This window comes from Prolixibacter bellariivorans ATCC BAA-1284, assembly GCF_000621705.1.
Classification (GTDB): Bacteria; Bacteroidota; Bacteroidia; order Bacteroidales; family Prolixibacteraceae; genus Prolixibacter; species Prolixibacter bellariivorans.
On sequence record NZ_JHXO01000011.1, the window covers coordinates 54,436 to 79,201 of the forward strand.

General features: G+C 44.6%; 22 protein-coding genes. 8 read left to right on the forward strand and 14 right to left on the reverse strand.

Annotated features, from left to right (window positions below; translation table 11 throughout):
- Nucleotides 1-6: 6 nt before the first annotated feature.
- The 5 genes from T426_RS0115125 to hpt all read right to left on the reverse strand — a co-directional run bounded on the left by T426_RS0115125 (nucleotide 7) and on the right by hpt (nucleotide 5,099).
- Nucleotides 7-1,818 (reverse strand): MutS-related protein, encoded by a 1,812-nt coding sequence (locus T426_RS0115125; RefSeq protein ID WP_025865383.1) that lies wholly within the window; start codon nucleotides 1,816-1,818, stop codon nucleotides 7-9.
- The gene (locus T426_RS23915) at nucleotides 1,818-2,507 is read right to left on the reverse strand and encodes a phosphatase PAP2 family protein (protein ID WP_153637583.1); all 690 of its coding nucleotides are present in this window, start codon (nucleotides 2,505-2,507) and stop codon (nucleotides 1,818-1,820) included. The genes T426_RS0115125 and T426_RS23915 overlap by 1 nt, the downstream gene beginning before the upstream one ends.
- Nucleotides 2,508-2,763: 256 nt before the next feature.
- The gene (gene obgE, locus T426_RS0115135; RefSeq protein WP_027585920.1) at nucleotides 2,764-3,756 is read right to left on the reverse strand and encodes a GTPase ObgE; all 993 of its coding nucleotides are present in this window, start codon (nucleotides 3,754-3,756) and stop codon (nucleotides 2,764-2,766) included.
- A gap of 159 nt (nucleotides 3,757-3,915) precedes the next feature.
- Entirely contained in the window at nucleotides 3,916-4,488 is a 573-nt protein-coding gene (locus tag T426_RS0115140; RefSeq protein ID WP_025865384.1) for an adenylate kinase, read from the reverse strand.
- A 68-nt stretch (nucleotides 4,489-4,556) separates the two neighbouring features.
- The gene (gene hpt / locus T426_RS0115145; protein WP_025865385.1) at nucleotides 4,557-5,099 is read right to left on the reverse strand and encodes a hypoxanthine phosphoribosyltransferase; all 543 of its coding nucleotides are present in this window, start codon (nucleotides 5,097-5,099) and stop codon (nucleotides 4,557-4,559) included.
- A gap of 347 nt (nucleotides 5,100-5,446) precedes the next feature.
- Here hpt and purE point away from each other — a divergent pair, with 347 nt between their 5' ends.
- From purE to T426_RS23920, 8 genes are all read left to right on the forward strand, one after another.
- Nucleotides 5,447-5,956, forward strand: a complete 510-nt coding sequence (gene purE, locus T426_RS0115150) for a 5-(carboxyamino)imidazole ribonucleotide mutase (protein WP_234406817.1) — start codon at nucleotides 5,447-5,449, stop codon at nucleotides 5,954-5,956.
- 115 nt (nucleotides 5,957-6,071) lie between these two features.
- Nucleotides 6,072-6,905 (forward strand): PorV/PorQ family protein, encoded by an 834-nt coding sequence (locus T426_RS0115155; protein WP_148303811.1) that lies wholly within the window; start codon nucleotides 6,072-6,074, stop codon nucleotides 6,903-6,905.
- 6 nt (nucleotides 6,906-6,911) lie between these two features.
- Nucleotides 6,912-8,954 (forward strand): ComEA family DNA-binding protein, encoded by a 2,043-nt coding sequence (locus T426_RS0115160; RefSeq protein ID WP_025865388.1) that lies wholly within the window; start codon nucleotides 6,912-6,914, stop codon nucleotides 8,952-8,954.
- Between the two features lie 105 nt (nucleotides 8,955-9,059).
- Nucleotides 9,060-10,214 carry a 1-acyl-sn-glycerol-3-phosphate acyltransferase gene (locus T426_RS0115165; protein ID WP_025865389.1) on the forward strand — a complete coding sequence of 385 codons (1,155 nt, stop codon included), beginning with the start codon at nucleotides 9,060-9,062 and terminating at the stop codon, nucleotides 10,212-10,214.
- Complete coding sequence (locus tag T426_RS0115170) at nucleotides 10,215-10,853, forward strand: HAD family hydrolase (protein WP_025865390.1); 639 nt, start codon at nucleotides 10,215-10,217, stop codon at nucleotides 10,851-10,853. It begins immediately after the preceding gene.
- 190 nt (nucleotides 10,854-11,043) lie between these two features.
- A complete protein-coding gene (locus tag T426_RS0115175) occupies nucleotides 11,044-12,360 on the forward strand; it encodes an aspartate kinase (RefSeq protein ID WP_025865391.1) in 1,317 nt (438 codons plus the stop codon).
- Between the two features lie 6 nt (nucleotides 12,361-12,366).
- The gene (gene lysA, locus T426_RS0115180; protein ID WP_025865392.1) at nucleotides 12,367-13,521 is read left to right on the forward strand and encodes a diaminopimelate decarboxylase; all 1,155 of its coding nucleotides are present in this window, start codon (nucleotides 12,367-12,369) and stop codon (nucleotides 13,519-13,521) included.
- A 570-nt stretch (nucleotides 13,522-14,091) separates the two neighbouring features.
- Nucleotides 14,092-15,642 carry an ArnT family glycosyltransferase gene (locus tag T426_RS23920; protein WP_051569003.1) on the forward strand — a complete coding sequence of 517 codons (1,551 nt, stop codon included), beginning with the start codon at nucleotides 14,092-14,094 and terminating at the stop codon, nucleotides 15,640-15,642.
- 11 nt (nucleotides 15,643-15,653) lie between these two features.
- On the opposite strand, the gene cls is transcribed toward T426_RS23920, so the two are convergent.
- From cls to mtaB, 9 genes are all read right to left on the reverse strand, one after another.
- Complete coding sequence (gene cls, locus T426_RS0115195; RefSeq protein ID WP_027585922.1) at nucleotides 15,654-17,111, reverse strand: cardiolipin synthase; 1,458 nt, start codon at nucleotides 17,109-17,111, stop codon at nucleotides 15,654-15,656.
- A gap of 175 nt (nucleotides 17,112-17,286) precedes the next feature.
- Nucleotides 17,287-17,829: an isochorismatase family protein gene (locus T426_RS0115200; RefSeq protein ID WP_025865395.1), complete on the reverse strand. Its 543-nt coding sequence runs from the start codon at nucleotides 17,827-17,829 to the stop codon at nucleotides 17,287-17,289.
- A gap of 11 nt (nucleotides 17,830-17,840) precedes the next feature.
- The gene (locus T426_RS0115205; protein WP_025865396.1) at nucleotides 17,841-18,473 is read right to left on the reverse strand and encodes a KpsF/GutQ family sugar-phosphate isomerase; all 633 of its coding nucleotides are present in this window, start codon (nucleotides 18,471-18,473) and stop codon (nucleotides 17,841-17,843) included.
- Between the two features lie 226 nt (nucleotides 18,474-18,699).
- Entirely contained in the window at nucleotides 18,700-19,467 is a 768-nt protein-coding gene (locus T426_RS0115210; protein WP_025865397.1) for a CPBP family intramembrane glutamic endopeptidase, read from the reverse strand.
- Nucleotides 19,468-19,585: 118 nt separating this feature from the next.
- Nucleotides 19,586-20,611 (reverse strand): glycosyltransferase family 2 protein, encoded by a 1,026-nt coding sequence (locus T426_RS0115215; RefSeq protein ID WP_025865398.1) that lies wholly within the window; start codon nucleotides 20,609-20,611, stop codon nucleotides 19,586-19,588.
- Nucleotides 20,608-21,507, reverse strand: a complete 900-nt coding sequence (locus T426_RS0115220) for a lysophospholipid acyltransferase family protein (RefSeq protein ID WP_025865399.1) — start codon at nucleotides 21,505-21,507, stop codon at nucleotides 20,608-20,610. The genes T426_RS0115215 and T426_RS0115220 overlap by 4 nt, the downstream gene beginning before the upstream one ends.
- A gap of 18 nt (nucleotides 21,508-21,525) precedes the next feature.
- Nucleotides 21,526-21,996 (reverse strand): hypothetical protein, encoded by a 471-nt coding sequence (locus T426_RS25235; RefSeq protein WP_025865400.1) that lies wholly within the window; start codon nucleotides 21,994-21,996, stop codon nucleotides 21,526-21,528.
- A 9-nt stretch (nucleotides 21,997-22,005) separates the two neighbouring features.
- On the reverse strand, nucleotides 22,006-22,800 hold the full coding sequence (locus tag T426_RS0115230; protein WP_025865401.1) for an inositol monophosphatase family protein: 795 nt from the start codon (nucleotides 22,798-22,800) through the stop codon (nucleotides 22,006-22,008).
- 147 nt (nucleotides 22,801-22,947) lie between these two features.
- Nucleotides 22,948-24,249: a tRNA (N(6)-L-threonylcarbamoyladenosine(37)-C(2))-methylthiotransferase MtaB gene (mtaB, locus tag T426_RS0115235; RefSeq protein WP_025865402.1), complete on the reverse strand. Its 1,302-nt coding sequence runs from the start codon at nucleotides 24,247-24,249 to the stop codon at nucleotides 22,948-22,950.
- Nucleotides 24,250-24,766: the final 517 nt, after the last annotated feature.

Genomic DNA, 24,766 nt, shown 5'->3' on the forward strand with positions numbered 1-24,766 from the left:
TCGCTTTTATGACTGACCTTTTCCGGGAATAATCCCCATCTGCCGCATCAGGAAGGTGGCGTTCATGGTGCGGGTCACACCCTCGTACAGCTTGTAGTCGAATGTGAGCCCTTCGGACGAAAGATTGACCTCGAAGCATTGGTTGCGCAACGTTTTGGGGTGCTTCTCGTGTAGCTCGGTCAGCTTCAAATCGTGCGTGGCGATGATGCCCATGCCACCGTTTACAATCAACTGTTCCAGGTATTGGATGGAGCCGCTGAGTTTGTCTTCCGAATTGGTTCCCCGCAGTATTTCATCCAGGATAATGAAGATTCTCCCTTTCTCTTTCAGGGCTTCCAGGATAACTTTCAATTTCTTCAGCTCGGCAAAGAAGTACGACTCGTGCCGACCCAAATCATCGTCGGTGCGCATGTGGCTGTAAAGCGGCGTGGGCGTAAAGCGGAACTCTTTCGCGCAAACCGGCGCTCCGGCCATTGCCAGCACCAGGTTCACTCCCACGGTGCGCAGGAACGTGCTCTTTCCGGCCATGTTGGCCCCGGTAATGATGACAAATTCGCCGTTTCCGTCAATCTGAAAATCATTGTCCACCCGCTCAGTTTCCGGAATCAACGGGTGACCGACCAGCGTTGCATTTAATGCATGCCCGTCATTCTCCGGGACAGGGAAATTCGTTGACGGTCGGTTGTAAGCAAAGTTGGCCAGACTGTTCAGCGCATCGAACTGCTCAGCTGCCTGGAGCCATTGTGGCAGCAACGTGGCATTTCGCCGGTGCCATTTCAACAACGCCAGGCTGCAGTTGATGTCCCACATCAGAATGGAGTTGAACAGGAACACCGTGATCATGTTGAGCCGTGCTTCGAAAAGCTTGATAGTCTTGTTCAGGCTGTTTATTTCCGTGCTTGCCCTTCGCGGCGAAATAAGCAGCTGGCGGATGGCCTGTGTTTCTTCTGCAGCGAATGTTTCGTTCTCGATTAAATCGAACAGTTTCCGGTACTTATTTAAGAGCGCTGAGTTTTTTCCAAAGTTGTCGAAGAAAAACGCTAGCACTTTACTGCGAATTCCAAACAGGATCCATTGCACATAAAAGGTAATCATGTACTGGCCGAAAGTAATCTCACCGGCAATGAGCAGCCCAATGGCAACCAGGGTAAGAAGGGGAACAACAATGCCGGCTATCCGGAAAAACGTTTCGCCCGGGAACTTTACCTCGATATCCTTCCAGTTTTTAATGGTCTCGATGTGCGCATCATCTTCGTGATAGAGCATGGCACTGGCTGAAAAGGTCTGCCGCCACGATAGTTTTTCTTTCAGCTCCTTAACCGCTTCCTGCCGGGCTTTGATTTTTTCCGGCGAAAGCATCATGTTCTGCAGCCAGGTTGCTAGTCGCCGGCTTCCCACTGAAGTGGTGGTCCGGTTCAACATCCTGAAAAGGGAAAAATCGCCGAAGAGGTCCAGGTCAAAAGAATAGGGATGTTCTGATTGCTTGTATTCGTTTCCCGGCCCGAACGGCGAAAAATCAAAACCGAGCGCTTTCAATTCGTTGCGGTTGACTTCGATGTAATTCTCCTGCATTTGCTTTACCTCCGAAAGCTCGGAGTATCGTTTCATCAGGAAAAGGAAGGTAGCGATCAACACGATGGCCAATCCGACGATGAGCAGTGGCGACGCCATCCGGAGTTGGTAGAGCAGAATCAAACCACCCATAAAAACAATCAAACGAAGAAACGACAGCAACCGCAACCATTTGTTCGTTACCGTCAGTTCCTGTTCAAACTTTTGCTGTCTTTCCTGGTAAATCTTTTCGGCTGTTTGACTCATTAGGCGAACATGTGGTGTTTGAGAAAAAAGTTAACAACCAGCATCGAAAATCCAATCACGACAAAAGCTGCCAGGATGATGTTGTACACCCTTTTGTTCTCCATAGGAATAATGAACTCCGGTTTGCGCGGCCGCATAAAAGCTTCCAGAAATAACAGTAAGCGGTACATGCCCCAACCAATCAGGCTGCCCAGAATTATCCCGCCCAGGATATCGCCTGGATAATGAACGCCCAGGTAAATGCGGGTGGAAGCAATGAGGAGCGACCACGTAATCATGAAAACGGTGAAGATCCGGTTGCGGAACAACAGGACTGAAAAAATGGCGAAGCCGAAGGAATTGGCAGCATGTGCCGATACAAATCCGTACAAGCCTCCCTTTTTAAAGAAGTTGTGAGCCAGTGGAGCCACGTAGGGATCGTGCGACGGCCTTAGTCGCTCGATGCTGTGCTTCAAAATTCCGGAACCCTGGTCGGCCAATATAATCAACAGCGTGATGACCAAAAATACCAGCAGTGACTTTCTCTTGTATTTCCGGATGATGGTGATAAATATGACCAGGTAAAAAAGCAGCCATATTTCGGTCCGGGTGAAAAGGGTCATGGTGTAATCCCAAAAGCTGTTGTGAAAGCTGTTGAGGTAGAGGAATAACTCCGTGTCCCATTGATTAAGCGTTTCGATAATGCCCATGTCAATTTCTTTGTAACATTCGTTATAAAGGGGGAATTTTTTAACCGTTGTGTGAAACTGCCCGAAATCAGGAAAAATCAAGTTTTTTTACCCTGACTCCCTAAAGGGAAAACTCGATTTTTCAGTATTCACCCTTTAGGGATGGGGTAAAAAGACTGAAAAATCTGCCTGTCGTCGATTTTACACAACGGGTTTGTTATCTGAATTCGCTCCAAAATACGAAGAATCGCGGTTTTTGCAATGCAGGTCCTTCGACTTAATAGCCGTTCAGCGTTTTCCAGATTTGGTCTTTCAGTTCCATAATGCCCAGTCCGGTAACCGAAGAGATAAACAGGTGTGGGATTCCCTCCAGCTCATGGCCAATCTCTTCCATCAACTGTTCGTCGAGCATGTCGCTTTTGGAGATGACCAAAAAGCGTTCTTTATCCAATAGCTCCGGATTGTATTTTTCCAGTTCGTTTAGCAGAATGCCATATTCCTTCCGGTGATCATCGCTGTCGGCCGGAACCATGAAGAGCAGCATGGAGTTTCGTTCGATGTGTCGCAGGAAGCGCAAGCCCAGTCCCTTTCCTTCGTGTGCTCCTTCAATAATTCCGGGTATGTCGGCCATCACAAACGACTGATTGTCGCGGTAGCCTACAATCCCCAAATTGGGAACCAACGTGGTAAACGGATATTCGGCAATTTCGGGTTTGGCAGCCGAAACAACCGATAATAAGGTGGATTTTCCGGCACTGGGGAAACCAACCAGACCAACGTCGGCCAATACTTTCAACTCCAGTATACGCCAGCTTTCTTCGTAATCTTCACCGGGCTGAGAATACCTTGGCGTTTGGTTGGTGGCCGATTTAAAGTGTACGTTACCCTGCCCGCCGCGACCACCTTTTGCCAGGAAGCCCGTTTCGCCATCTTTGGTAATTTCAAACAGGACTTCGCCGGTCTCGGCGTCTTTGGCAACCGTTCCCAACGGCACTTCGATGATCACATCATCTCCGTCTTTGCCCGTGCTGGTTTGTCTTCCGCCCGATTCACCATGTCCGGCGAATATGTGTTTCTGGAATTTCAGGTGCAGTAATGTCCACATCTGGGCGTTACCGCGCACAATCACATGGCCGCCTCGACCACCATCGCCTCCGTCGGGACCACCTTTCGGTATATATTTCTCCCGCCGCATGTGACTTGAACCTGCACCGCCTTTTCCTGAGCGGCAAAATATTTTAACGTAATCTACGAAGTTCGATCCTGCCATTTTGTATTTCTGTTGAAGGGGACAAAATTACACCCTTAATTTGACAATGCGAAAAGCAATTACGCTTTGTGAGACGATATCGGCAAAATGCCTCATCAAAACAGAAAAAAGGCCGCCTTCCATTTCGAAAGCGGCCTTTCTATTTTTTTTTTGTTGCGATTAAAGCGCCTTAACCGACCGAACCAGTTTATCGGCAATTTCCTCAACTGTCCCCATTCCTTCAACCGGGACATATTTGCCCTGTGCTTTGTAGAATTCAATCAATGGAGCAGTTTTGTGTTCATACACAGAAATCCGGTTTTCGATGATCGCCCGATCCTGATCGTCAGAGCGACCAGAGGTCAAGCCTCTGTTCAGCAGCCGGTCAATCAGTTCCTGTTTTTCTACCTGAAGGCAGAGCATTGCAGACAAATCGGTGCCATGCTCTTCCAAAAGCTGGTCGAGCGCCTTTGCCTGGGCGACTGTACGTGGAAAGCCGTCGAAAATAAATCCGTTTGCCGTCGGATGGGCATTCAATTTACCTTTGATCATGTCGACAACCACAGAATCGGGCACCAATTCTCCTTTGTCGATGTTTTTCTTTGCTTCAATGCCGAGGTGAGTTTTTGCAGCTATTTCAGTGCGCAACAGATCTCCCGTGGAAAGATGAATCAGGTTGAAGTTTTTTTCCAGAAATTCAGCCTGCGTACCTTTTCCCGCTCCGGGGGGTCCAAAAAGAACTAAGTTAAGCATATCCTTTTTATCTAATTGATGTTTTGGTTTCCCGATATCAGGTCAATAGGCTTGCAAGTTAATTATTATTAGTCAGGTACTAATGTGTAAATATCCTTTAGGTTACGGCCACGCCCGTCATAATCAAGACCATAACCTACAATGAAATCATTGGGTATTTCCAACCCCACGTAATTCAGGTTGACCTCTGTCTTCAGGGCATCTGGCTTGAATAACAGTGTTGCCACTTTTACATCAGCTGCGCCTTTTCCTTTTACCTGCCGAACGACATCGGTAATGGTAAATCCGCTGTCAACAATGTCCTCAAGAATGACGACGTTGCGTCCCTGCAAGTTCTCATTCAGTCCAATCAATTCTTTCAAATTGCCCGTAGATTGAGTGCCTGAATAGGAAGCCAGTTTGAGGAACGTAATTTCAGCATCCGCCAACTCCAATTCTTTCAATAAATCGGCTGAGAAAATAAAGGAACCGTTAAGAATACAGAGGAAAATCACTTCTTTCCCTTCAAGTTCGCTTCGCATTTGATCGGCCATTCTTTTTATGGCCTGTTGAATTTTCCCCTCAGAAATGGAAATTTCAAATTCTTTGTCCCAGAGTTTAATCCGTTTCATTCGTCTTACAGTTAACCTTTTAAGGTGTCGGAATCTCAGCGTTGTAAAATCCGGTTGAATTGTTGTTCGGACGGTCTTTGTGAAGGATTTGAAAAAGGTGTAACGAACAATTTTTCAAGATACCGACCGGAAAAAACAGAACCCGGGCAATTGCCAGGGCCGGATAAACAAACGTCAGAATTCCTTAATACAAGCTTGAAATTTCCGGACAAAGGTAAGCATTTCTTTTTTTTGTGACGGATAATTGCTGTGAGTAAGTGAGAGATTTTTAATGCTTTTCTATTTTTTGGTATTATTTTTATCCGGTCAATTTATGAATTGTATTAATCAACCAATAAATAGTCAAAATGATGGAACCAAAGGTTAGTATCATTATGGGCAGTACCTCCGATTTACCCGTGATGGAAGGGGCTGCCAAGATTCTGGATGAATTCGGAATCCCTTTTGAAATGAACGCCCTTTCAGCTCATCGTACGCCGGAAGCGGTGGAGAAATTTGCCACAAATGCGGCCGATCGGGGAATAAAAGTAATTATTGCGGCTGCAGGAATGGCCGCACATTTACCTGGCGTAATTGCTGCCATGACTCCACTGCCGGTTATTGGAGTACCCATTAAAGCCAGCCTGGATGGTTGGGATTCTATCCTCTCTATCGTACAGATGCCTCCCGGAATACCGGTGGCGACGGTTGCCGTAAACGGAGCTCGCAATGCGGCTATTCTGGCTATTCAGATTATGGCTACCGGCGATGCGGAGTTGATGGGAAAGTTCAAAGCATTTAAAAACGATTTGAAGAAAAAAATCGTGAAAGCGAATGAGGAATTGGCTACTGTGAAATATCAGTACAAAACGAATTAAATATTAGGTTTCATTCCTCATTTTTTCGTAAATTAATTAATAGTTTTTCAGGGGGCCGATGGTTGTTATGCAACCACCGGCCTTTTTTTCATCCATTTTAGCTGACGAAATTGGAATGCATCAAACCAATAACCTGACATTTAACCTTTTTATTTGTTTCTTTCTTCTCTCGACCACTTCAAGCTTTGCTCAGGCTGATTTCGCTAAATCAGACAGTTATTCCATTTCTGTTGGCGGGGCTTCCGTCACTCTGCAAACTCCATTCGCGGTTTTTTATAACCAGGCTGGCCTGGCCGGTTTGGAAAAATTATCGGCTGCGGTATATTACCAGCAGCGTTATATGACCAGTGATTTCGCGGAAATTTCTGGTGTCGTTTGTTTGCCTCTCAAAACCGGAACTTTCGCATTAAGTGTGTGGCAGACGGGAATTACGGGTTACCACGAAAATCGTTTTGGGCTGGCTTTTGCCAAGAAGCTAGGGCCTCGTTTGTCCAGTGGACTGCAATTCAGTTATTACATGATGGATTTTCCGGAGAACGGAACTGCTCAGGGAGTTTTTCTCTTCGAGATGGGGGCTCGGTACGAATTACCGGGAAAGCAAACCTTGGGCGTTCATCTGTTTAATCCGTTTGGCGCCAATGTGCGCTCCACTCTCAATCGTCATACGTTGCCTGCTGCTCTTAAAATTGGAGCGGGGTTCCCGTTAGGTGATATGCTACGAACTTATCTGGCAGCCTCCGGCGACCTGGATGGAAATTACAAACTACATGGCGGTTTCGATTTTCAGCCACATGATCATTTTTCATTGCGGGGAGGGCTTTCCGGGAAACCGGTGAACTACGCAGCCGGTATTGGTTACCGCTGGAGTTTTCTGCAAACCGATTTGGCAGTGTCGCATCATGCTGTGTTGGGATATTCTCCGTCGATTTCACTAACCTTTAATTTATAGTTGTTTATGGTGAAGGAAAGGTGGCATATCGTATTATTGTTGTTGTTCATTCCTTTTTTTCCAATCGATTTGATTGGACAGGAACGCTCCCGCGAGCAGGAGATTGAACAGATCATCGAATCGATTCGGGAGTCAGCAGAGGATGAAACAGAATCAGCATTGGTTCTGGAGGATCTGACACACCTGGCGGAACAACCATTGTATATCAATTCTGCGTCGGGCGCCGATATGGAAAAGCTACACTTTCTGAATTTCTCGCAAATTGCCACCATTATTAGCTATCGCGAAAAGCATGGCGACATTTTGTCTTCCTATGAATTAAGTTCTTTGCCCGGATTTTCCCCGGATATCGTAAAAAGAATAAGTCCGTTTATCTCGTTTTCGCAGCCTCAGTCCGGTGGGCGAAAATATTCCCGGAAGGGAAGGAGTTATCTGCTTTTAAAAGGCCAGCGACTTTTTCCGGAAAGTCGGGGATATAAAAGCGCATCAGATTCGGAACCTCCCAAATATCCGGGAACACCGGAACGATTTTATACCCGTTATCATTACGAAAAACCGGAACGTTGGGCGGCTGGTTTTACAGCAGAAAAAGATGCGGGAGAGGAATTTTTTACGGGAGACAATGCCAGCGGATTTGATTTTTATTCTGCTTTTGCTGCAGTTTACGGAAAGGGCGTTATCAGGCAAATTAATATTGGAGATTACTATGTCCGGACCGGCCAGGGACTTAACTATTGGTCCGGAATGGGAGCCGGCAAGTCAGCGGATGTACTGAATACGATGAAGTCCGGTCAAGGTATTCGGGCATATACGTCAACCGACGAGAACCGGTTTTTTCGCGGCGGCGCGATGACGGTGGGTACCGGACCGTTTGAAATGTTCCTGTTTTTTTCGGATAAGAACCGTGATGCCAACCAAATTCTGGAGGAACCTCCGGTGTTTACATCGCTTCAAACTTCCGGATTGCACCGAACGGAAGGAGAACAAACTGACAAGTTGGCTATGAATGAACGAGTTTATGGAGGATATGCGCAGCTGAAAGCCGCTCATTTTCGTGCGGGCATTTCTTATAGTCGTCAGCAATTTAGTGGTGAAATTCAGCCAAGTGAAGAGTTGTACAAACAATATTATTTCCGGGGTAACACCAATCAGCAGGCTGGAATTGATTATCAGGTCGCCTTTCCGTCCATCCAGTTATTTGGCGAGGTTGCTGCCAGCGAAAACAGAGCATTGGCCGGAATTCAGGGAATTATTTGGCATCCGCATCCGCAAATTGGGGTATCTGCTGTTTACCGGAATTACTCCCGCGCATTTCATTCTTTTTATGGAAATGCTTTTGGCGAAAGTTCGGGCGTCAGGAATGAAAACGGATTTTATTTCGGTACAGAAATACTTCTTGCGCCTAAACTAAAACTTGATTTTTATGCTGATTCGTATCGTTTCCCCTGGCTGCGTTCTTACACGTCGTCGCCGGGTTCGGGTACGGAATTATTTTCTCAACTCACCTGGTCGCCGTTACCTGATTTTGAATGCTATTTGCGTGGGAAAACAGAAACCCGGCCGGATAAAGTATCTAACGAGGTTACTACTGCAACAGATGCAGATGAAACAACCACCCGGTTACGATTGCATACCGATTGGGATATGTCGGAATCGGTTACGTTGAGAAATCGAGTTGAATGTGCGGAATACAGAAAGGGTGATGAGACGGAAACCGGCTTGCTGGCTTTTCAGGATGTGGTCTTCCATTTGAGCAAATTGAAAACAGAGTGTTGGATCCGTTATGCATGGTACAATACCGACGGGTACAATTCCCGAATTTATGCCTATGAAAATGATGTCTTATATCATTTTTCGATTCCTGCTTTTTACGGCAAAGGACATCGAATGTATCTCAACCTGAAATGGGCTCCTGACAGAGTGGTTACTCTATATTTAAAAGGCGGTTACAGTCTGCGTCCGGGGCTGGCAACATGGGGCTCGGGAAACGATGAAACAGCAGGAGATTCACGTGTTGATATCCGTGCTCTTTTACGAATAAGATGGTAGAATCAGAGGAGGTCAGATGTTACCGAGCAATCTGTTTATGGCGCATTCGGGTAATTTTATACCTTTGCAAGGCTGCTCAGAAATTTAATCTATTCTAGCAATAAAATGCAATCCGAAAAAAAATTTGAAGAAATCAGGCCTTACAGGGACGACGAAGTTGTAGAAGTGATGCAGCGATTAGTCGCCGATCCCATCTTCGATGAGGTACTGATGACGCTATATCAAACCCGTGAGCGGGTCGAAGAGATCAAATCTGCCCTTTTATTAACGGATAATGTCGACGATTTTCAGACGCGCTTCATGTTACCGTATCTGGACAAAATTATTGACAATAGTACCGAAGGAATCAGCATTGGTGGATTGGAAAATATTGAGCCAGACCAAAGCTATGTTTTCATTTCCAATCATCGCGATATCATTCTGGATGCAGCCCTGATGAATGTGGAGATTAAAAAAGCCGGACTGAATACCACTGAAATTGCAATTGGTAGCAACTTGCTGATTTATCAGTGGATTACTGATATGGTTAAGCTGAACCGGGCTTTTGTGGTGAAAAGAAATATTCCGGTGAAGCAGATGCTGACAGCCTCTAAAACATTGTCAGAATATATTCGCTATTCCATTCAAAATCGTAGTGATTCGGTATGGATCGCACAACGCGAAGGACGTACTAAAGACGGTAACGACCAGACCCAGGTTTCGGTGTTGAAAATGATGAACATGTCAAATCAGGCTGATTTCGAAACTGGTTTCCGGGAACTGAACCTCGTTCCACTTTCTATTTCTTACGAGATTGAACCTTGCGGGAATGAAAAGGTGGCTGAATTGCTGAAAAGACAAAACCATCCCGACTTCACGAAAACGGAGAAGGATGACTTGTGGAGTATGGTGAGCGGCCTGAAGAATCAAAAGGGACATGTGCATTTCGAATTCGGTAAACCGATAGGAGAACCTTTAGCTGAGATTGCCAAAATTGGAAATACGAACAAAGCGTTAAGGGCTCTCTCCGAGTATATCGATGTGGAGATTTACCGGAACTTCAAGCTTTGGCCGAATAATTACATTGCCTACGATATTTTTTATCAGACACAAAAATATGCAGGTAAGTACACGGCAGAAGAGAAAGAGAAGTTTCTTGATTTGACACACCAGCGACTCAAACTGGTGAACGAGGACCGTGACGAAGCCATGCAACTGTGGCTGGGAATGTATGCCGCGCCTGTTTTCAATTACGAAAATTGTAAATGCCATCGGAAATAAATGAAGATTTCGACTGTCATTTGGGATTGGAATGGAACCTTGCTCGATGATCTGCGTTTGTCGGTTCGGATTATTAATCAATTATTGGAGAAGCGCTCTCTTCCCGCCCTTTCAACCGATCGCTACCGCGAAGTATTTACTTTTCCTGTAAAAGATTATTACCGCAAAATCGGGTTTGATTTTGAAAAAGAGCCTTTTGAAGTTCCGGCCCGGGAGTATATCGATATTTACAACCGCGACGTTCCTGATTGCGGTTTACAGAATGGCGCAACGGATGTTCTCCAGATGCTTCAATCTAAGAACGTGCGGCAATTGATTCTTTCGGCGATGGAGCAGAAGCCGCTTGTTGAAAATGTAAAACAAAACAACATCTTCCCCTTTTTTGAGATGATCCGTGGTTTGGACAATCATTACGCCGCTTCAAAAATCGAGAATGGAAAACAATTAATAAAAGATGTTGCTGTTTCTCCGAAGCAGGTTCTGCTGATTGGCGATACGATTCATGATTTTGAAGTAGCCGAAGCCATTGGCTGTCATTGTCTTCTGGTTGCCAATGGTCATCAATCGCACGAAAGACTTGCCGAAACTGGTTGCGAAGTGATCGATTCTTTGAGCCATGTACCAACCCGTTTCTCCTGACTTTACTCCCTTTGTATTTCTGAAATACTCACTCCCAAGCTTGAATCTTTTCAGTAAAAAACAGCTTTTGCTTACGATTTGTAAGTGAATTTTTCGTTACCTCCTTTGTCGAATCCATTTTTCCTTTGATTAATTTGTAGTTTTGCTTTTGAAAATTGCAACAGGTTAAACGGTTAAAGAGGATTGACCAATGAAAGTTTTGAAATTTGGAGGAACCTCGGTAGGTTCCGTTGAAAACATGCAGGCGGTAATGAAAATTATCGCAGATGGTGATCGCAAAGTCGTTGTTTTATCGGCCATGTCGGGAACAACCAACAGTCTTGTCGAAATTTCCGATTATTTGTATAAACGGAATAAGGAGGCGGCGTTGGGCGTTATCAGCGGACTGGAAAAGAAATACTACAACGTTGTTTATGACCTGTTTGAGAAGAGTGAGAATAAAGAGAAAGGAAAAAAGATACTTGAAACGCACTTTGAAACACTAAAATCGTTTGCTGTAGGTGATTTTAGCGAGCTGGGCGAGCGGACGATTCTGGCTCAGGGTGAGCTGCTTTCGACGAATTTGTTTACTATCCTGATGCAGGAAAATGGGTACAATGCCTATTGTTTGCCGGCGCTCGATTTCATGAAAATCGATAAGGATAAATCCCCTGATACTACTTATATCCGAACCCATCTTGCTGAGCTGATGGAAAATTCTCCCAAGGCTGATTACTATATAACTCAAGGGTTCATCTGTCGGAATCCGGAAGGGGAAATTGACAACTTACAGCGCGGAGGTTCTGACTACTCAGCATCGCTGATTGGTGCAGCACTTAAGAGTGAAGAGGTTCAGATTTGGACGGATATCGATGGTTTTCATAATAATGATCCGCGTTTTGTTGAGAATACGCATCGAGTAGACTTTCTGTCGTTTAACGAAGCTGCTGAGCTGGCCTATTTCGGTGCAAAAATTTTGCATCCGCAGACCATTCATCCTGCGATGATCAATAATATTCCGGTTCGCTTGAAGAATACTATGGCACCTGAAAGCCGGGGAACACTGATTACAGCTGAATCGAGTGGTCCCGGAATTAAAGCTGTGGCTGCTAAGGACGGCATTACGGCCATTAAGATTCGCTCAGGGCGAATGCTGAACGCCTATGGTTTCCTGAAAAATGTTTTTGAAATCTTCGAGTTTTTCAAAACGCCCATCGATATGATTACCACTTCAGAGGTGGCTGTTTCCCTGACCATCGATAACGACCATCATTTGCCGGAAATTCTGAAGGAATTGAGGGAATATGGCGAAGTGATTGTCGACGAGAAACAAACCATTGTTTGTATTGTTGGAGACATTGTGGCTGGTGAAAAGGGATATGCTGCGCGTGTGTTCAACGCACTTGAAGGCATTCCCGTCCGGATGATTTCCTATGGAGGAAGCCGCCATAATATTTCGGTGCTCGTAAATACCCGCGATAAACAAGCGACACTTGAAGCGCTTAGTGATAAAGTTTTAAACGCATAACATTCGATGATAGATAACCGGTTTATTGAAAAATTCAGGGCACTCGAAACGCCTTTCTATTTTTATGATTTTGATTTGTTGCGCCGGACCCTCGACGAAGTAAAGCAGGAAAGCAATAAGTATGGTTACATTGTGCATTATGCAGTGAAGGCCAATGCCAACGATGCTTTGCTGGGAGTAATTCGCGATGCGGGTATGGGAGCCGATTGCGTGAGTGGAAACGAGGTAGCGAAAGCAATTGAAATCGGAATTCCCCGCGAAAAAGTAGCTTTTGCCGGCGTAGGGAAAAGCGATAAGGAGATTCGTACCGCGCTTAAAAACGATATTTTCAGTTTTAACTGTGAGTCGATTCCGGAAATTGAGGTGATTGACGAGCTGGCTGGCGAAATTGGTAAAGTGGCGCCGGTGGCTATCCGCATCAATCCCGACGTGGACCCACAAACGCATGAATACATCACAACCGGATTAAAAGATAACAAGTTTGGGATCAATCACTGGGATTTTGACGAGGTTGGTCGACGGCTTCGCTCGTTAAAAAATATTCGGTTAACCGGAATACATTTCCATATTGGTTCGCAGATTACTGATATCTCAGTGTTTGAGCAGCTTTCGTTGAAAGTGAATAAAATTCAGGAGTGGTTTGTCGAAAATGGATTCCACTTGCAGCACATCAATGTGGGTGGTGGATTGGGTATTAATTATGAAAATCCTGAAATGGAACCCATTCCTGATTTCAAATCCTACTTCAAAGCATTTCACGATAACCTGGAGTTACAGCCCGGTCAGCAACTTCATTTCGAATTGGGACGTTCGCTGGTGGCACAGTGCGGACATCTGATTTCGCGTGTACTTTACGTGAAAAAGGGACTCGAAACGCAGTTCATGATTTTAGATGCCGGCATGACAGAATTGATTCGTCCGGCTCTTTACAAAGCAACTCATAAGGCAACGAATCTGACCTCGAATGGAGAGTTGGTGAAATACGATGTGGTAGGCCCGATTTGCGAATCTTCTGATACCTTCTCTCGTGGAACCTTAATGCCCGTAGCGAGAAGAGGTGATTTGGTTGCGTTACATTCGGCCGGTGCTTACGGAGAGTCGATGGCGTCGACTTACAACATGCGCGACATGGTGAAAAGTTACAATTCGGATGAATTATAAATATTGAAATAATAAAATACAAAAAGCCGGCTCTACTAATAAAGTCGGCTTTTTGTTTGAATGCTGCCTGTTGATTAACTCAGAATCTTGTCACCAAGAAATGATGAGTACATCCAAACCAGTTTTTCCTGCTCGCAAATGTTAAAGCGGTAGTCTTTCTTATTCATGCAATCTGAATCCATAATTGTTTTGTTTAATTGAATGAGCGATGGAACGACATGATGGAGTGGTAAATGCTAAGAAATTGTTAAGAGGTGTCGCATATTTACGCTTCTCTTATTTATAATTTGTCTAATTAATAATAAGCTTTAATTTTGTCCACCGATAACATGATGAGGTAATGAATCTCGATATCTCTCCCGAGCTGATTGAACAATATTATTGTCGTAGATAATTGTTTAGCAGACTAGTAAATGGAGAGAATAGTTTCGCCGCAAGAGATGACATTAGTTTAATAATCGTAAGTCAAAAAGCCCTCAAAGCCAGAGGGCTTTTTTTTGTACCTATGACCAACTGAGCGGAATGTTGTAAATTTCCATTCAATAAATAATCTAATTTATTGTGAAAGCTATGAACAGCAGGAAAGAGAACGTCCTTTTTGGTTGGATGATCGCCGGTTTTGCTTTGACGATAGTCGTCATCCATATGTTGACAGCTTATAATTACGAGTTGCATCGCGACGGTATGCTCTACTTTGCCATGGGAGATTTTCCGGCAACCGGATACATTTCGACACCACCACTTATCGGGATTGTTTCCTTTCTGATACGACATACAGCGGGTTATTCCATTTTTGCGATTAAGTTGGTGCCTGCTTTATTGGGAGCAGCTTCGTTGGTCACTATCGGATTTCTTGTCAGGGAAATGGGAGGACGACTACTGGCTGTTTTTATTGCCGGAATGGCGTATCTCACCTCGGTGGCTTTTCTTCGTTCGAATGCTTTGTTTCAACCGGTTTCCTTCGACGAGTTTTTCTGGTTGCTGACTTCTTATCTTTTTATTCGGATGATCAACCGGAATGACGAGCAGTTGTGGCCCTGGCTTGGCTTTGTTATCGGTATTGGCTTTCTGGCAAAGTATTCCATCGTATTTCTCGTTGTCGCGTGGGGAATGTCTCTTTTATTAAGTCCTTATCGGAAAATGCTTTGGAGTAAGCAATTGCTATTGGGTATTATGATTGGTCTGGCTATCATACTTCCCAACCTGATTTGGCAGTATGAGCATGATTGGCCTGTCGTACACCATATGGTCGAATTGCAGCGAACCCAATTGGTAAACGTGACTCTTTCGGGTTTTTTGTCTGCACAGCTGTTGTTTCATTTTGCCTCGTTGTGGGTTTGGATAGCGGGATTGCTGGTTTTGCTCATTGCCCGGAATGAGCGTAAATTTCGTCCCATCGCGGTCACCTTTTTAATGGTTTTACTTATCCTGATTCTATCGCGGGGGAAGTCTTATTATACGTTGGGAGCTTATCCCATGTTGTTTGCCGGGGGTGGTTATGTGATGGAAAAATACCTGACGGGAAAATGGAGATGGATCAATTTTGCCCTGCCGGTTGTATCGGTTTTATTGCTTATTCCGATTTTACCTTTGGCAATGCCCGTTCTTCCGATGAATAAAATGGCGACTTATTGCCAATCGGTGACAAAGGTTATTGGTCCCGGTATTATAACGTGGGAGGATGGAAAGGTTCATAAAATTCCACAGGATTATGCGGATATGACCGGTTGGAGTGAGCTGGCCAAACTGACGGCAAAAGCTTATCACCAACTGACTCCGGTTCAGCAAGCCAATTGCCATATCTACGCCGAAAACTATGGTGAGGCGGGAGCTGTTCATTTTTACGGACATGCTTATGATCTCCCCGAACCGATTAGTTTTGATGATAGTTACTTGTTGTGGGCTCCTGATTCTCTCGGAAGCGGAGCGTTTATTTATATCAATGACGAAGTGGGAGATATTGATAAGTTATTCAACACTTATCGGGAAATTGGCGAAATCGATGATGTCAATTTCCGTGAAAACGGCCTGAAGGTTTTTTTATGTACTGATCCGAAACCGGGAGCTCAATCTTTTTATGCCGCTAAAGCTGATGAATTAAAAAGTATGTATCGTCGTTGAGTGAATTTGTGTTACAATAACGGAGCAATCAGACGGGCAACCGAGCCGATTAGTTTCTGAAAGACAGGTCGGTTTTCCCATTCGGCGAGAGATAATCCGTGGGAATCTCTTAGATCATTTTCAAAATCGGCCCTGATTTTTCCGGCTACTTCTTCGTCCATGATGATGGCATTTACTTCCGCGTTGGAATCGAAACTGCGGTAATCCATATTGGCCGTTCCTACCGAAGCCACCTCTCCGTCAACGACAATTGTTTTGGCGTGAAGCATTCCTTTTTGGTAAAGGTGAATTTCCACATCGCTTTCTATCAACTCGCCCAGGTAGGTGTAGCTTGCCGCTGAAACAATAAATGAGTCACTCTCCTGAGGTAGAAGAAGAACTACTCGTATACCCGATTTTGCCGTGGTTTTCAGTGCCGTGATGATGCTTTCATTGGGGATGAAGTAGGGCGTCGCAATGAATAATTCCTTCTGTGCAAGGGAGATTAGCTGAAAATAGGTTTCCATAATGTTCGGACTATCCGAATCAGGCTCACTCCCCACGACCAGGGTTGGCGATGTGCCTTCGCTGTTTTCAACCGGAAAATAACGGGGTCCAATATTCAATGCGATATTACGGACGAAATACCAATCGAGGAAAAAAAGCAGCTGCAATGAATAGCAGGCGTCACCTTCAATCATACAGTGAACATCGCGCCACATTTTGGGGCGCTTTGGCCATTTCCGCTTACCATTCACATAGTTGTCTGATAGATTAATGCCGCCGGTAAATCCAACTTCCCCGTCAATGACAACAATTTTTCTGTGTGTCCGGTAATTCAGGCGATTGGCAAAGCGAGGGAATAATACCGAGTTGTATTCACCCGTTTGTATTCCTGCCTTTTCCAGCCGTTGGAGCGTCTTATTTTTTAATTTTCGACTGCCGTAACTGTCATAAATCAACCGGACTTCCACTCCTTCACGTGCTTTTTGTTCCAGAATTTCACAAATCCGGTCAAATATTTTTCCTTCGGTAATAATATAGTATTCAATATGGATGTGATGTCGGGCTGCCAACAATCTTTCAAATAGTACAGGATATTTTTGTTCACCATTATTCAGTATGGTGACTGTATTCTGCAGAAAGAGCGGGGCAAAACTGTTTCGCCACGACAGAAATGGAATTCGCCATTTATCCTGAAGTAACTCGACCAGGTCTGATTTACTTTTCGACAGAAAATCAGTATAATACTGGCTCCATTCCCTCAATAATCTCTGATCGGCGATAGCTTTTCGGGAGAAAAGTTTCCGTTTACGGGTATCAATACCAAAAAACAGGTAGATGATAACACCTAATATGGGCAGCAAAACCAGCAATAGCAGGTATGACTGAGTTTTGAGCGGGTTCTTGTTCCTCAGCAGGATAGAGAAGAAAAAAACGATAACGATTAAATAGTACAGAACCGTTAGATATGGTATTACTCCGGTCATTCAGGTGTCTGATGTGTCTTTTGTTTTCATAAAGATAAAGTAAATCGGGAAAACTGCTCACACCTCAACGAAAGGAATCGATAGAGAGAATGAATATGGATTTTTGAGGAGTATGCAAAAAGAAATGCCGCGTCGAAATTTGACACGGCATACCGCAAATATCTGAGATGATAAATTATTTAATCAGTTTCGATACGGTTTTAAATTCAGCAGCTTTGGCCGATGCAGTTAGTTCAAACAGGATCGATTCATAAGAGGTCATCATAATGCCTTCGTGCCGGAATCGCTCCATGGCCAGTTGTTTGTTGGCATCGGTTCGGGAATCGGTGCAATCCATTACCACGATAGGATGATATCCTGCTTGCTTCAAGTCCACTGCTGTCTGAAGAACACATACGTGCGATTCGATTCCGGCAATAATGACGTTCTCGCAATTTTTCTTTTCCAGAAAAAGCTGGTATTCGGGCACGTTATAGCTGCTGAAGTCCGATTTCTCGAAATACGTAAATCCGGGTACCAGACTGGATATTTCATCCAACGTTTTTCCCAAGCCACTTGTGTATTGCTGCGTAAAAACGGTCGAAATTCCCAGGACCTGTAGTCCTTTTACCAGTATTTTTGAGTTTTCAAGTAATGTCTCTTTGTTATTCATTACCGGAAACAATCGTTCCTGGATATCAATGATTAACCCAGTTGTGTTTTCTCTTGTAATACGCATGATTCGTTGGTTTATGATTTTTCTTTTGCCAGCTGTTCCATTCCGATGGACAACCGGCGTGATTTGTGTCCTAAGTAACCTCCGTGATGACGCTTCGCATACTCTTCGCTTGTAAATTCGATTCGACGCATCATCAGGTTCACCAGTACGTCTCCAATAACTGTCATAACAGTCGTCGAAGTTGAAGGAGTAAGGCCCAGCGGACAAAGCTCTTTGGGATTCCCGGTAGGAAGCACCACATCAGCCGTTAAGGCCAGTTGACTCTTGTCGTCACTTGTTATTACGATGAGCGGGAGATTGGGATACAAATTTTCTGCTAAATCGATAAGTTCCAAAATTTCCCGGGTTTTCCCTGAATTGGAAATAAGCAGCAATACATCGTTGGGTTGTAATACGCCCAAGTCGCCGTGTTGTGCTTCGCTCGGATGCAGAAAAATGGCTGGTGTCCCGGTTGAACTAAAGGTGGTTGAAATGTTCAGTGCAATCTGTCCGGCTTTTCCCATTCCACTGGTTACCAGTTTGCCGTGATTACAATGTATTCTTTCGTAAAGAATTTCAACGGCCGCTTCATAGCCATTGTTGATCGGAATGGTTGATATTGCTTCAGCTTCACGCTGTAAAAGGCTATTAATTAATTCGCTCATTTTCGATTGATTGACTTCCTTCGGGGCAATTGCTCCGTCTGTTCCGAACGGTGAAAACAAAGCTTATCTAGGTTAAGTATTTTCCCCTGGTAAAAAACAAGCCGCAAAACTACATTTATTTTTATTTCAGAACAATGATTCCTCTCAAAACCTGAAACCGAGCCTGTTCGATATGATTCCGGAGCAAATGCCTGCTGATGTTTCGGCATTTTTGAGTAGTACTGACTTAGGAAATGCGGTGCTTTTTCAGCGATAATTGATTAATGAAAAGGTGATTTACCGGAATGAGGATGATGACAATGGCAATGACAATCCATTGTGATGGAATTGGATTGTTTCCATTTTCGATGATTAGGACATCGTTTGTGAGTTTGAAAACAATACTTACTCCCCAATGCATGCCAATTGTGTACCAGAGGTTGCCGGTCATTACCAGGGGCGATACCAGCATAACACCGAGCAGGAAGAGGTAGGCGAGTGTTGTTAATCCACTTTCGAATTGGTACATTTGGTTACCTGTACTGACAATTGCTGAAAAAATGATGAAGGTTTCAGGAGAAGTCCGGCGGTGCAGAAAGCGGTATAAATATCCCATCGACAAAATATCGAAGGCGATGACCGGCAGCAGAGTTACCAAGGCAAACAGCAAAGCCTGTTTCCAGAAAATTTTCGGTTCAGGCAGGTAGTTTATCCTCACGATATCATACTGAACAGCCAAAAGGAATGCAGCGGAGAAAAAAAGCAGACCGATTATCAATCCTGCCAGCAAGTGTTTGGGGCTTTTCAACAGGTTCGTTAAGCCATAGACCTTCAGCCCGCTGAATCCTTGCCAACGGGCAACCAACCAGGCTACAGCCATAAAAACAACGAGCAGTAACAAGAAGAGTTCGGTCTTGCGGAGATAGTGCAAGACTGCTACCGGGATTTGATAAGCGATAAAAAGCATGACAAATCCCAGAAGAACCTTAAATACTGAAGGGCTGGTCTTTTTCATTCACCTAAAAATGGAAACACATGCTTTTTAAATTTAGCATATTCCATCGGAGTTCAGGTCTAAATCTTCAACTTTGTTACGGTAAAATGAAAACGATGAATGAAAAGGGCACTTCCCGCTAGGGTTTCCAATTTAGTTCGTTGAATTTTTTCTTTCCCCGGAAGTAGTAATTCCAAACCAGGCTTCCCCGGTAAATTTGAGGATGCTTTGTTGCGATATCATTTCCCCGGAGTTCTTTCCGCTGCTTTCGCAGAAATGGAAGATGACGGTAGAAGGCCACGTGTGCTGTAAATACCTTTCGGAAAGCAGCTACCTGTCCTGTAGCCAGAAATTGAAGTGCTGCCGCTCCGTCGAGTACCATTCGGCTGAACAAAACCGGGAATAATAATTGGGAAGGCAAATTTTTGTATAGCAGGAACAGGTTGTTTCGGAAGTTGAGGTATATCTTCCTCGGATTCCCGTACGAAAGACTTCCGCCACCCACATGATGGACCCTGGATTGATGGTTGTAGTAAACTTTGTAGCCGCGGTTTTTCATTCGCCAGCACAGGTCAATCTCTTCCATGTGCGCCCAGAAATGAGCATCCAGGCCTTCCAGTTCCTTCCAAACCGATGAACGAACCATCAGACAGGCACCGGTTCCCCAGAAGATCTCGCCGCTTTCGTTGTACTGACCTTCGTCCTTTTCTACGACATCAAGCAGGCGGCCCCGGCAGAACGGGTAGCCAAAACGGTCGATGAAACCGCCGGCTGCCCCGGCATATTCAAAATATTCGGGCTTTTTCGTTTGCAGAATCTTCGGTTGACAGGCACCAATTGACACATTTGCATCCATCATTTCGATGAGCGGTTCGAGCCAGTTTTTCGTTACTTCCACATCGGAATTCAGAAGCAGGTAATATTCAGCCTCAATTTGAGCAAGGGCCTGGTTATAACCTTCGGCGAAACCGTAATTTTCTTTGAGTTGCAAATAGCGAACCGAAGGAAATTCTTTTTCCACCACCTCGCGACTGTTATCGGTTGAGCCGTTATCAGCTACTACCACTTCTACTTCGGGCAAGTTGCTGTACTTTACCAGAGCGGGTAAGTATTGACGCAGAAAATCGCGGCCATTCCAGTTGAGTATGACAACAGATACTTTCATTTGACAGAGGTGGCTGACTGTTCAGGTTCTCGTTTATGTTTCCATCGGCGGTGTGACCAAAGCCAGTAAGCCGGTTCGTCTTTGATAATTTGCTCCAGAAAACGGGTGTGTTTTTCTGTGATTTCAAATGGGGCACATTCGTTGGGCGCATCTGTAAGTAAATGATAGGTAACCTCGTAATGCCCTCTTTTTACTTTGCTCATATGTGCTCCCAGTACCACTGCATTTAACTTTTTGGCAATTTTTTCGGTTCCCAGTAAAATCGGAGTATCCTGGTTGAGGAAAGTAGTCCAGTACTGAATCTCGTTTTTCTTAGGGGTCTGGTCATTCAGGAAACCAGCGGCAGTCACCTTATTTTGGTTCTTATCATTCACCAACTGCCTGAATGTTTTGTTTTTTTCGAGTGGGATGGCATTGAAACGACTTCTGAGCTTGTAATAGAAGCGGTCGATGCTTTTGTTGTGCAGTGTCTTATAAACTACATAGAACTCTGAATCTGAGTGTAAACCCCAGCTGCACAACCATTCCCAGTTACTATGATGCCCCATGGAGACAATGACCGGACGACCGGCCTCCAGATAGTTGTTAGCCAGCTCGGGATTGAGAAACTTCATTCGTTTCTTTATTCTGGCGGGAGAAATTTGGGAAAAGTAAAGCGTTTCGATAAAACTGTCGCAGAAATGTTGATAAAACTGTCGCTCAATTTTTTTACGTTCCTGAACTGTTTTCTCCGGAAAGGCATTTGCTAAATTGGTTCGAACGACTTTTCGGCGATAGCCAAAAACGTGATAAACAAGAAAATAAAGAAAATCAGAAAATGCATAATGGACACGCAGCGGAAGAAAATGGTTAAGCCATGTAAATCCCCTGAGAATGTGATATAATAGATAATCCATAGAGAAATAAACGTTCGATTAAGATTGTCGGAGTAGCTGCAACAGAATGGCAACCAACGTTTCTTTGTTTTTGCTGTCGATAAATGCTTCCAAAGCTTTATCTCGCTCTTTTGCATTCATTTCCAGAATTTTTTCCAGCTCTTTTTGTTCCCGTCCGGTCAGCTCGTTGCCGAATGCTTCGAGTAACGGTTGATGTGTTTCACTTGCTTTTTCGGGTAACCCGAAGACTTCCAGTTCGTGAATGGCAGCATCCAATATCTCGTGAGCCTGAACGCGAATCGGGTCAGTTAATTTGATACCGCCGGATGTATCGCGCAGATTCCAGCTGGAATAATCGTACTTGAGGTTGTTGATGAGCCGGGCATGTTCGCTGCCTTCACCAAAAATGCGGGAAATGTATATCAGCGTGTGTGCTTTCCAGGCTTCCAGATCGAAACGCTTCACTTCGAGGCGGGCAATCTGTTCTTTCAGGATGTCTATTTCTCTCATGGTCTGTATTCAGTTGCCGAGATGTTTATGTACAATGTCGTAAAATTCCTCGAAATATGCACCGTTTGCCGCCACGATTTCTCCACCGAACAGGAAATTATCGCCGCCATTAAAGTCGGTTACCTTTCCTCCTGCCTGTTTAATAATCAGCACTCCAGCTGCCACGTCCCAAGCGTGGAGGGCATGTTCCCAGAAAGCTTCGAACCGTCCGGCTGCCACATAAGCCAAATCGGTGGCTGCAGATCCTAGCCGGCGAATGCCTTGAGAATGTTGCATAAAGTGGTTCATGGCTTCCAGGTAACCATCCAGCTTCTCGAAATTGTAATATGGAAATCCGGTCGCTATTAACGCGTCTTCGGTCGTTTTGGCATCGCTTGCGCGGATAACTTTTCCATTCAGGTAAGCCTGACTATCTTTCCATGCATAGAAACATTCGTCCTGCGTGATTTCATAAACCACTCCCAGGATAATTTCGTTACCACGAGAGAGTGCCACACTTACTGCATAAGGCGGCATACCGTGAATAAAATTGGTGGTGCCATCCAACGGATCGATGATCCATTTTAATTCTTCTCCCTGATTTCCAGCTGTGTTTTCCTCCGTAATAAATCCGGCTTCCGGTAAAAGCTGCCGCAGTTTCTCGACTAATTGCTTTTCGGCGCCTTTGTCGACGTACGATACAAAGTCCGATTTTCCTTTCTTCTCAACGGCATCCAGCTGAAAACCTTTTCGTTCGTCGGCAATGAATTTGCCGGTATCTTTTACAATCCCGATAACATCGGTACAGAGTTTTTCCAGGTTCATCACAAAAAAATTTCTTCAAAAGTAACGATTAATCGCCTTGGTTGTCATTTTCCTTATCAGGATGAAAAATCTGTTGTTTTCATAAAAATAAAATATCCCGCCGGAAACTCCTGACGGGACGTATATCAATGTGTGTTTCAGGCTTGCTTAATCAACCATTACGGCCATGTTCCCGGTAGGATTGATACCCGACAGTTTTACTTCCCTGATTTGGTTAACCAGTTCATCACGGAAATCGGTTTCTACTTTGATGTAGTTATCAGTCCATCCGGTGATTCTCGATTTCGAACGGCTTTTTTCGAATAACACCCGGTGGTTTTGTCCGTCGTGCTTCAGGTAAAAATCTTTCAGTTTTTGGTTGGATAACTCTTTGAGTTTTTCCACCCTTTTTTTCCGTTCGTTAACCGGAACTACGCCTTCAATCTTCAGGGCGCTGGTTTTCGAGCGCTCGGAATAAGGGAAAACATGCAGCTGCGAAATGTCCAGTCCTTCGATAAACTGGTACGATTCCTCGAACAGTTTATCCGATTCACCGTTCATGCCGGCAATTACATCTACTCCGATGAATGCATGTGGCAGTAATTCCTTGATTTTCTCCACACGGCGTGCAAACAGCTCACGGTCGTAGCGACGTCCCATCAGTTTCAGCACTTCGTTGGTACCGGCCTGTAGCGGAATGTGGAAATGTGGTGCAATTCGTTTCGACCGCGACACAAATTCGATGATATCGTCGTTCAGCAAGTTTGGCTCAATGGACGATATACGAATGCGATCGACACTTTCCACTTCGTCCAGCGCCTGAACCAAGTCGTAGAAAGTTTCGCCGGTGCTTTGCCCAAAATCGCCAATGTTCACTCCGGTGAGAATGATTTCGCGAATGCCTTGTTCTCCGGCGCGCTGAGCTTCTTCCACCAGGCTGGTAATGCTCGGGTTCCTGCTTTTTCCGCGCGCCATTGGGATGGTGCAGTACGTGCAGAAATAATCACAACCATCCTGTACTTTCAGAAAACTACGGGTACGGTCGCCATATGAATATGCATGGTCGAACTTGTTGATACGGGTAAAGGAGCAATTATGTACATCGCCCTTTTTGTGTTTCTCGAGCCCGTCTAGATATTTGGTGATATTGAATTTATCATTGGCTCCCAGCACCAGGTCCACTCCTTCGATTGATGCCACTTCGTCTGGTTTCAGCTGGGCATAGCATCCTACTACCACAATAAATGCGGCCGGATTTTGCCGGATGGCCTGACGAATAATGGCACGGCTTTTCTTGTCGGCGGTATCGGTTACCGAACAGGTATTGATAACGTAAACATCAGCTTTGTCCCTGAAACCAGTCCTGTCAAAGCCCATTTCCTGAAAAGAGCGGGCAATGGTGGACGTTTCCGAGAAGTTCAGTTTACATCCCAGCGTGGTAAAAGCTACTTTTTTTCCGTTGTAATTCATTCCTCTCTCGCTTCAAATCTGCCCGGAGGCATTCAACGTTTTCTCATACTTTATACCTAAAAACCAGTCAAAAAGTTTTCAGGATAAAAGCGTCTTTTATTGACGGCGCAAAACTACAAAAATAATTTTGAAGGAGGCGGAATGGGGTGGGGTTCATTTATTTTCAACAATAGTTATTCGTATGAAATGAGCTTATTGAAAATTTCAATGGCAGAAATCAGCCGGAAATGGACCAATTGAAAATTTCAACGATAAGAATCAGTCAAGAATTTCCGAATTAAAAATTTCAACAGCCTGAAATATTCAGAAATGGACCAATTGAAAATTTCAGCAGCCTGAATTTGTCAAAAGTAGACGAATTGAAAATTTCAACGGCAAGAAATCACGACAAATGGACCAATTGAAAATTTCAGCAGCAAGAATCAGTCAAGAATTGGCGAATTGAAAATTTCAGCAGCCTGAAATGTTCAGAAATGGAACAATTGAAAATTTCAATAGCAAGAATCAGTCAGGAGTG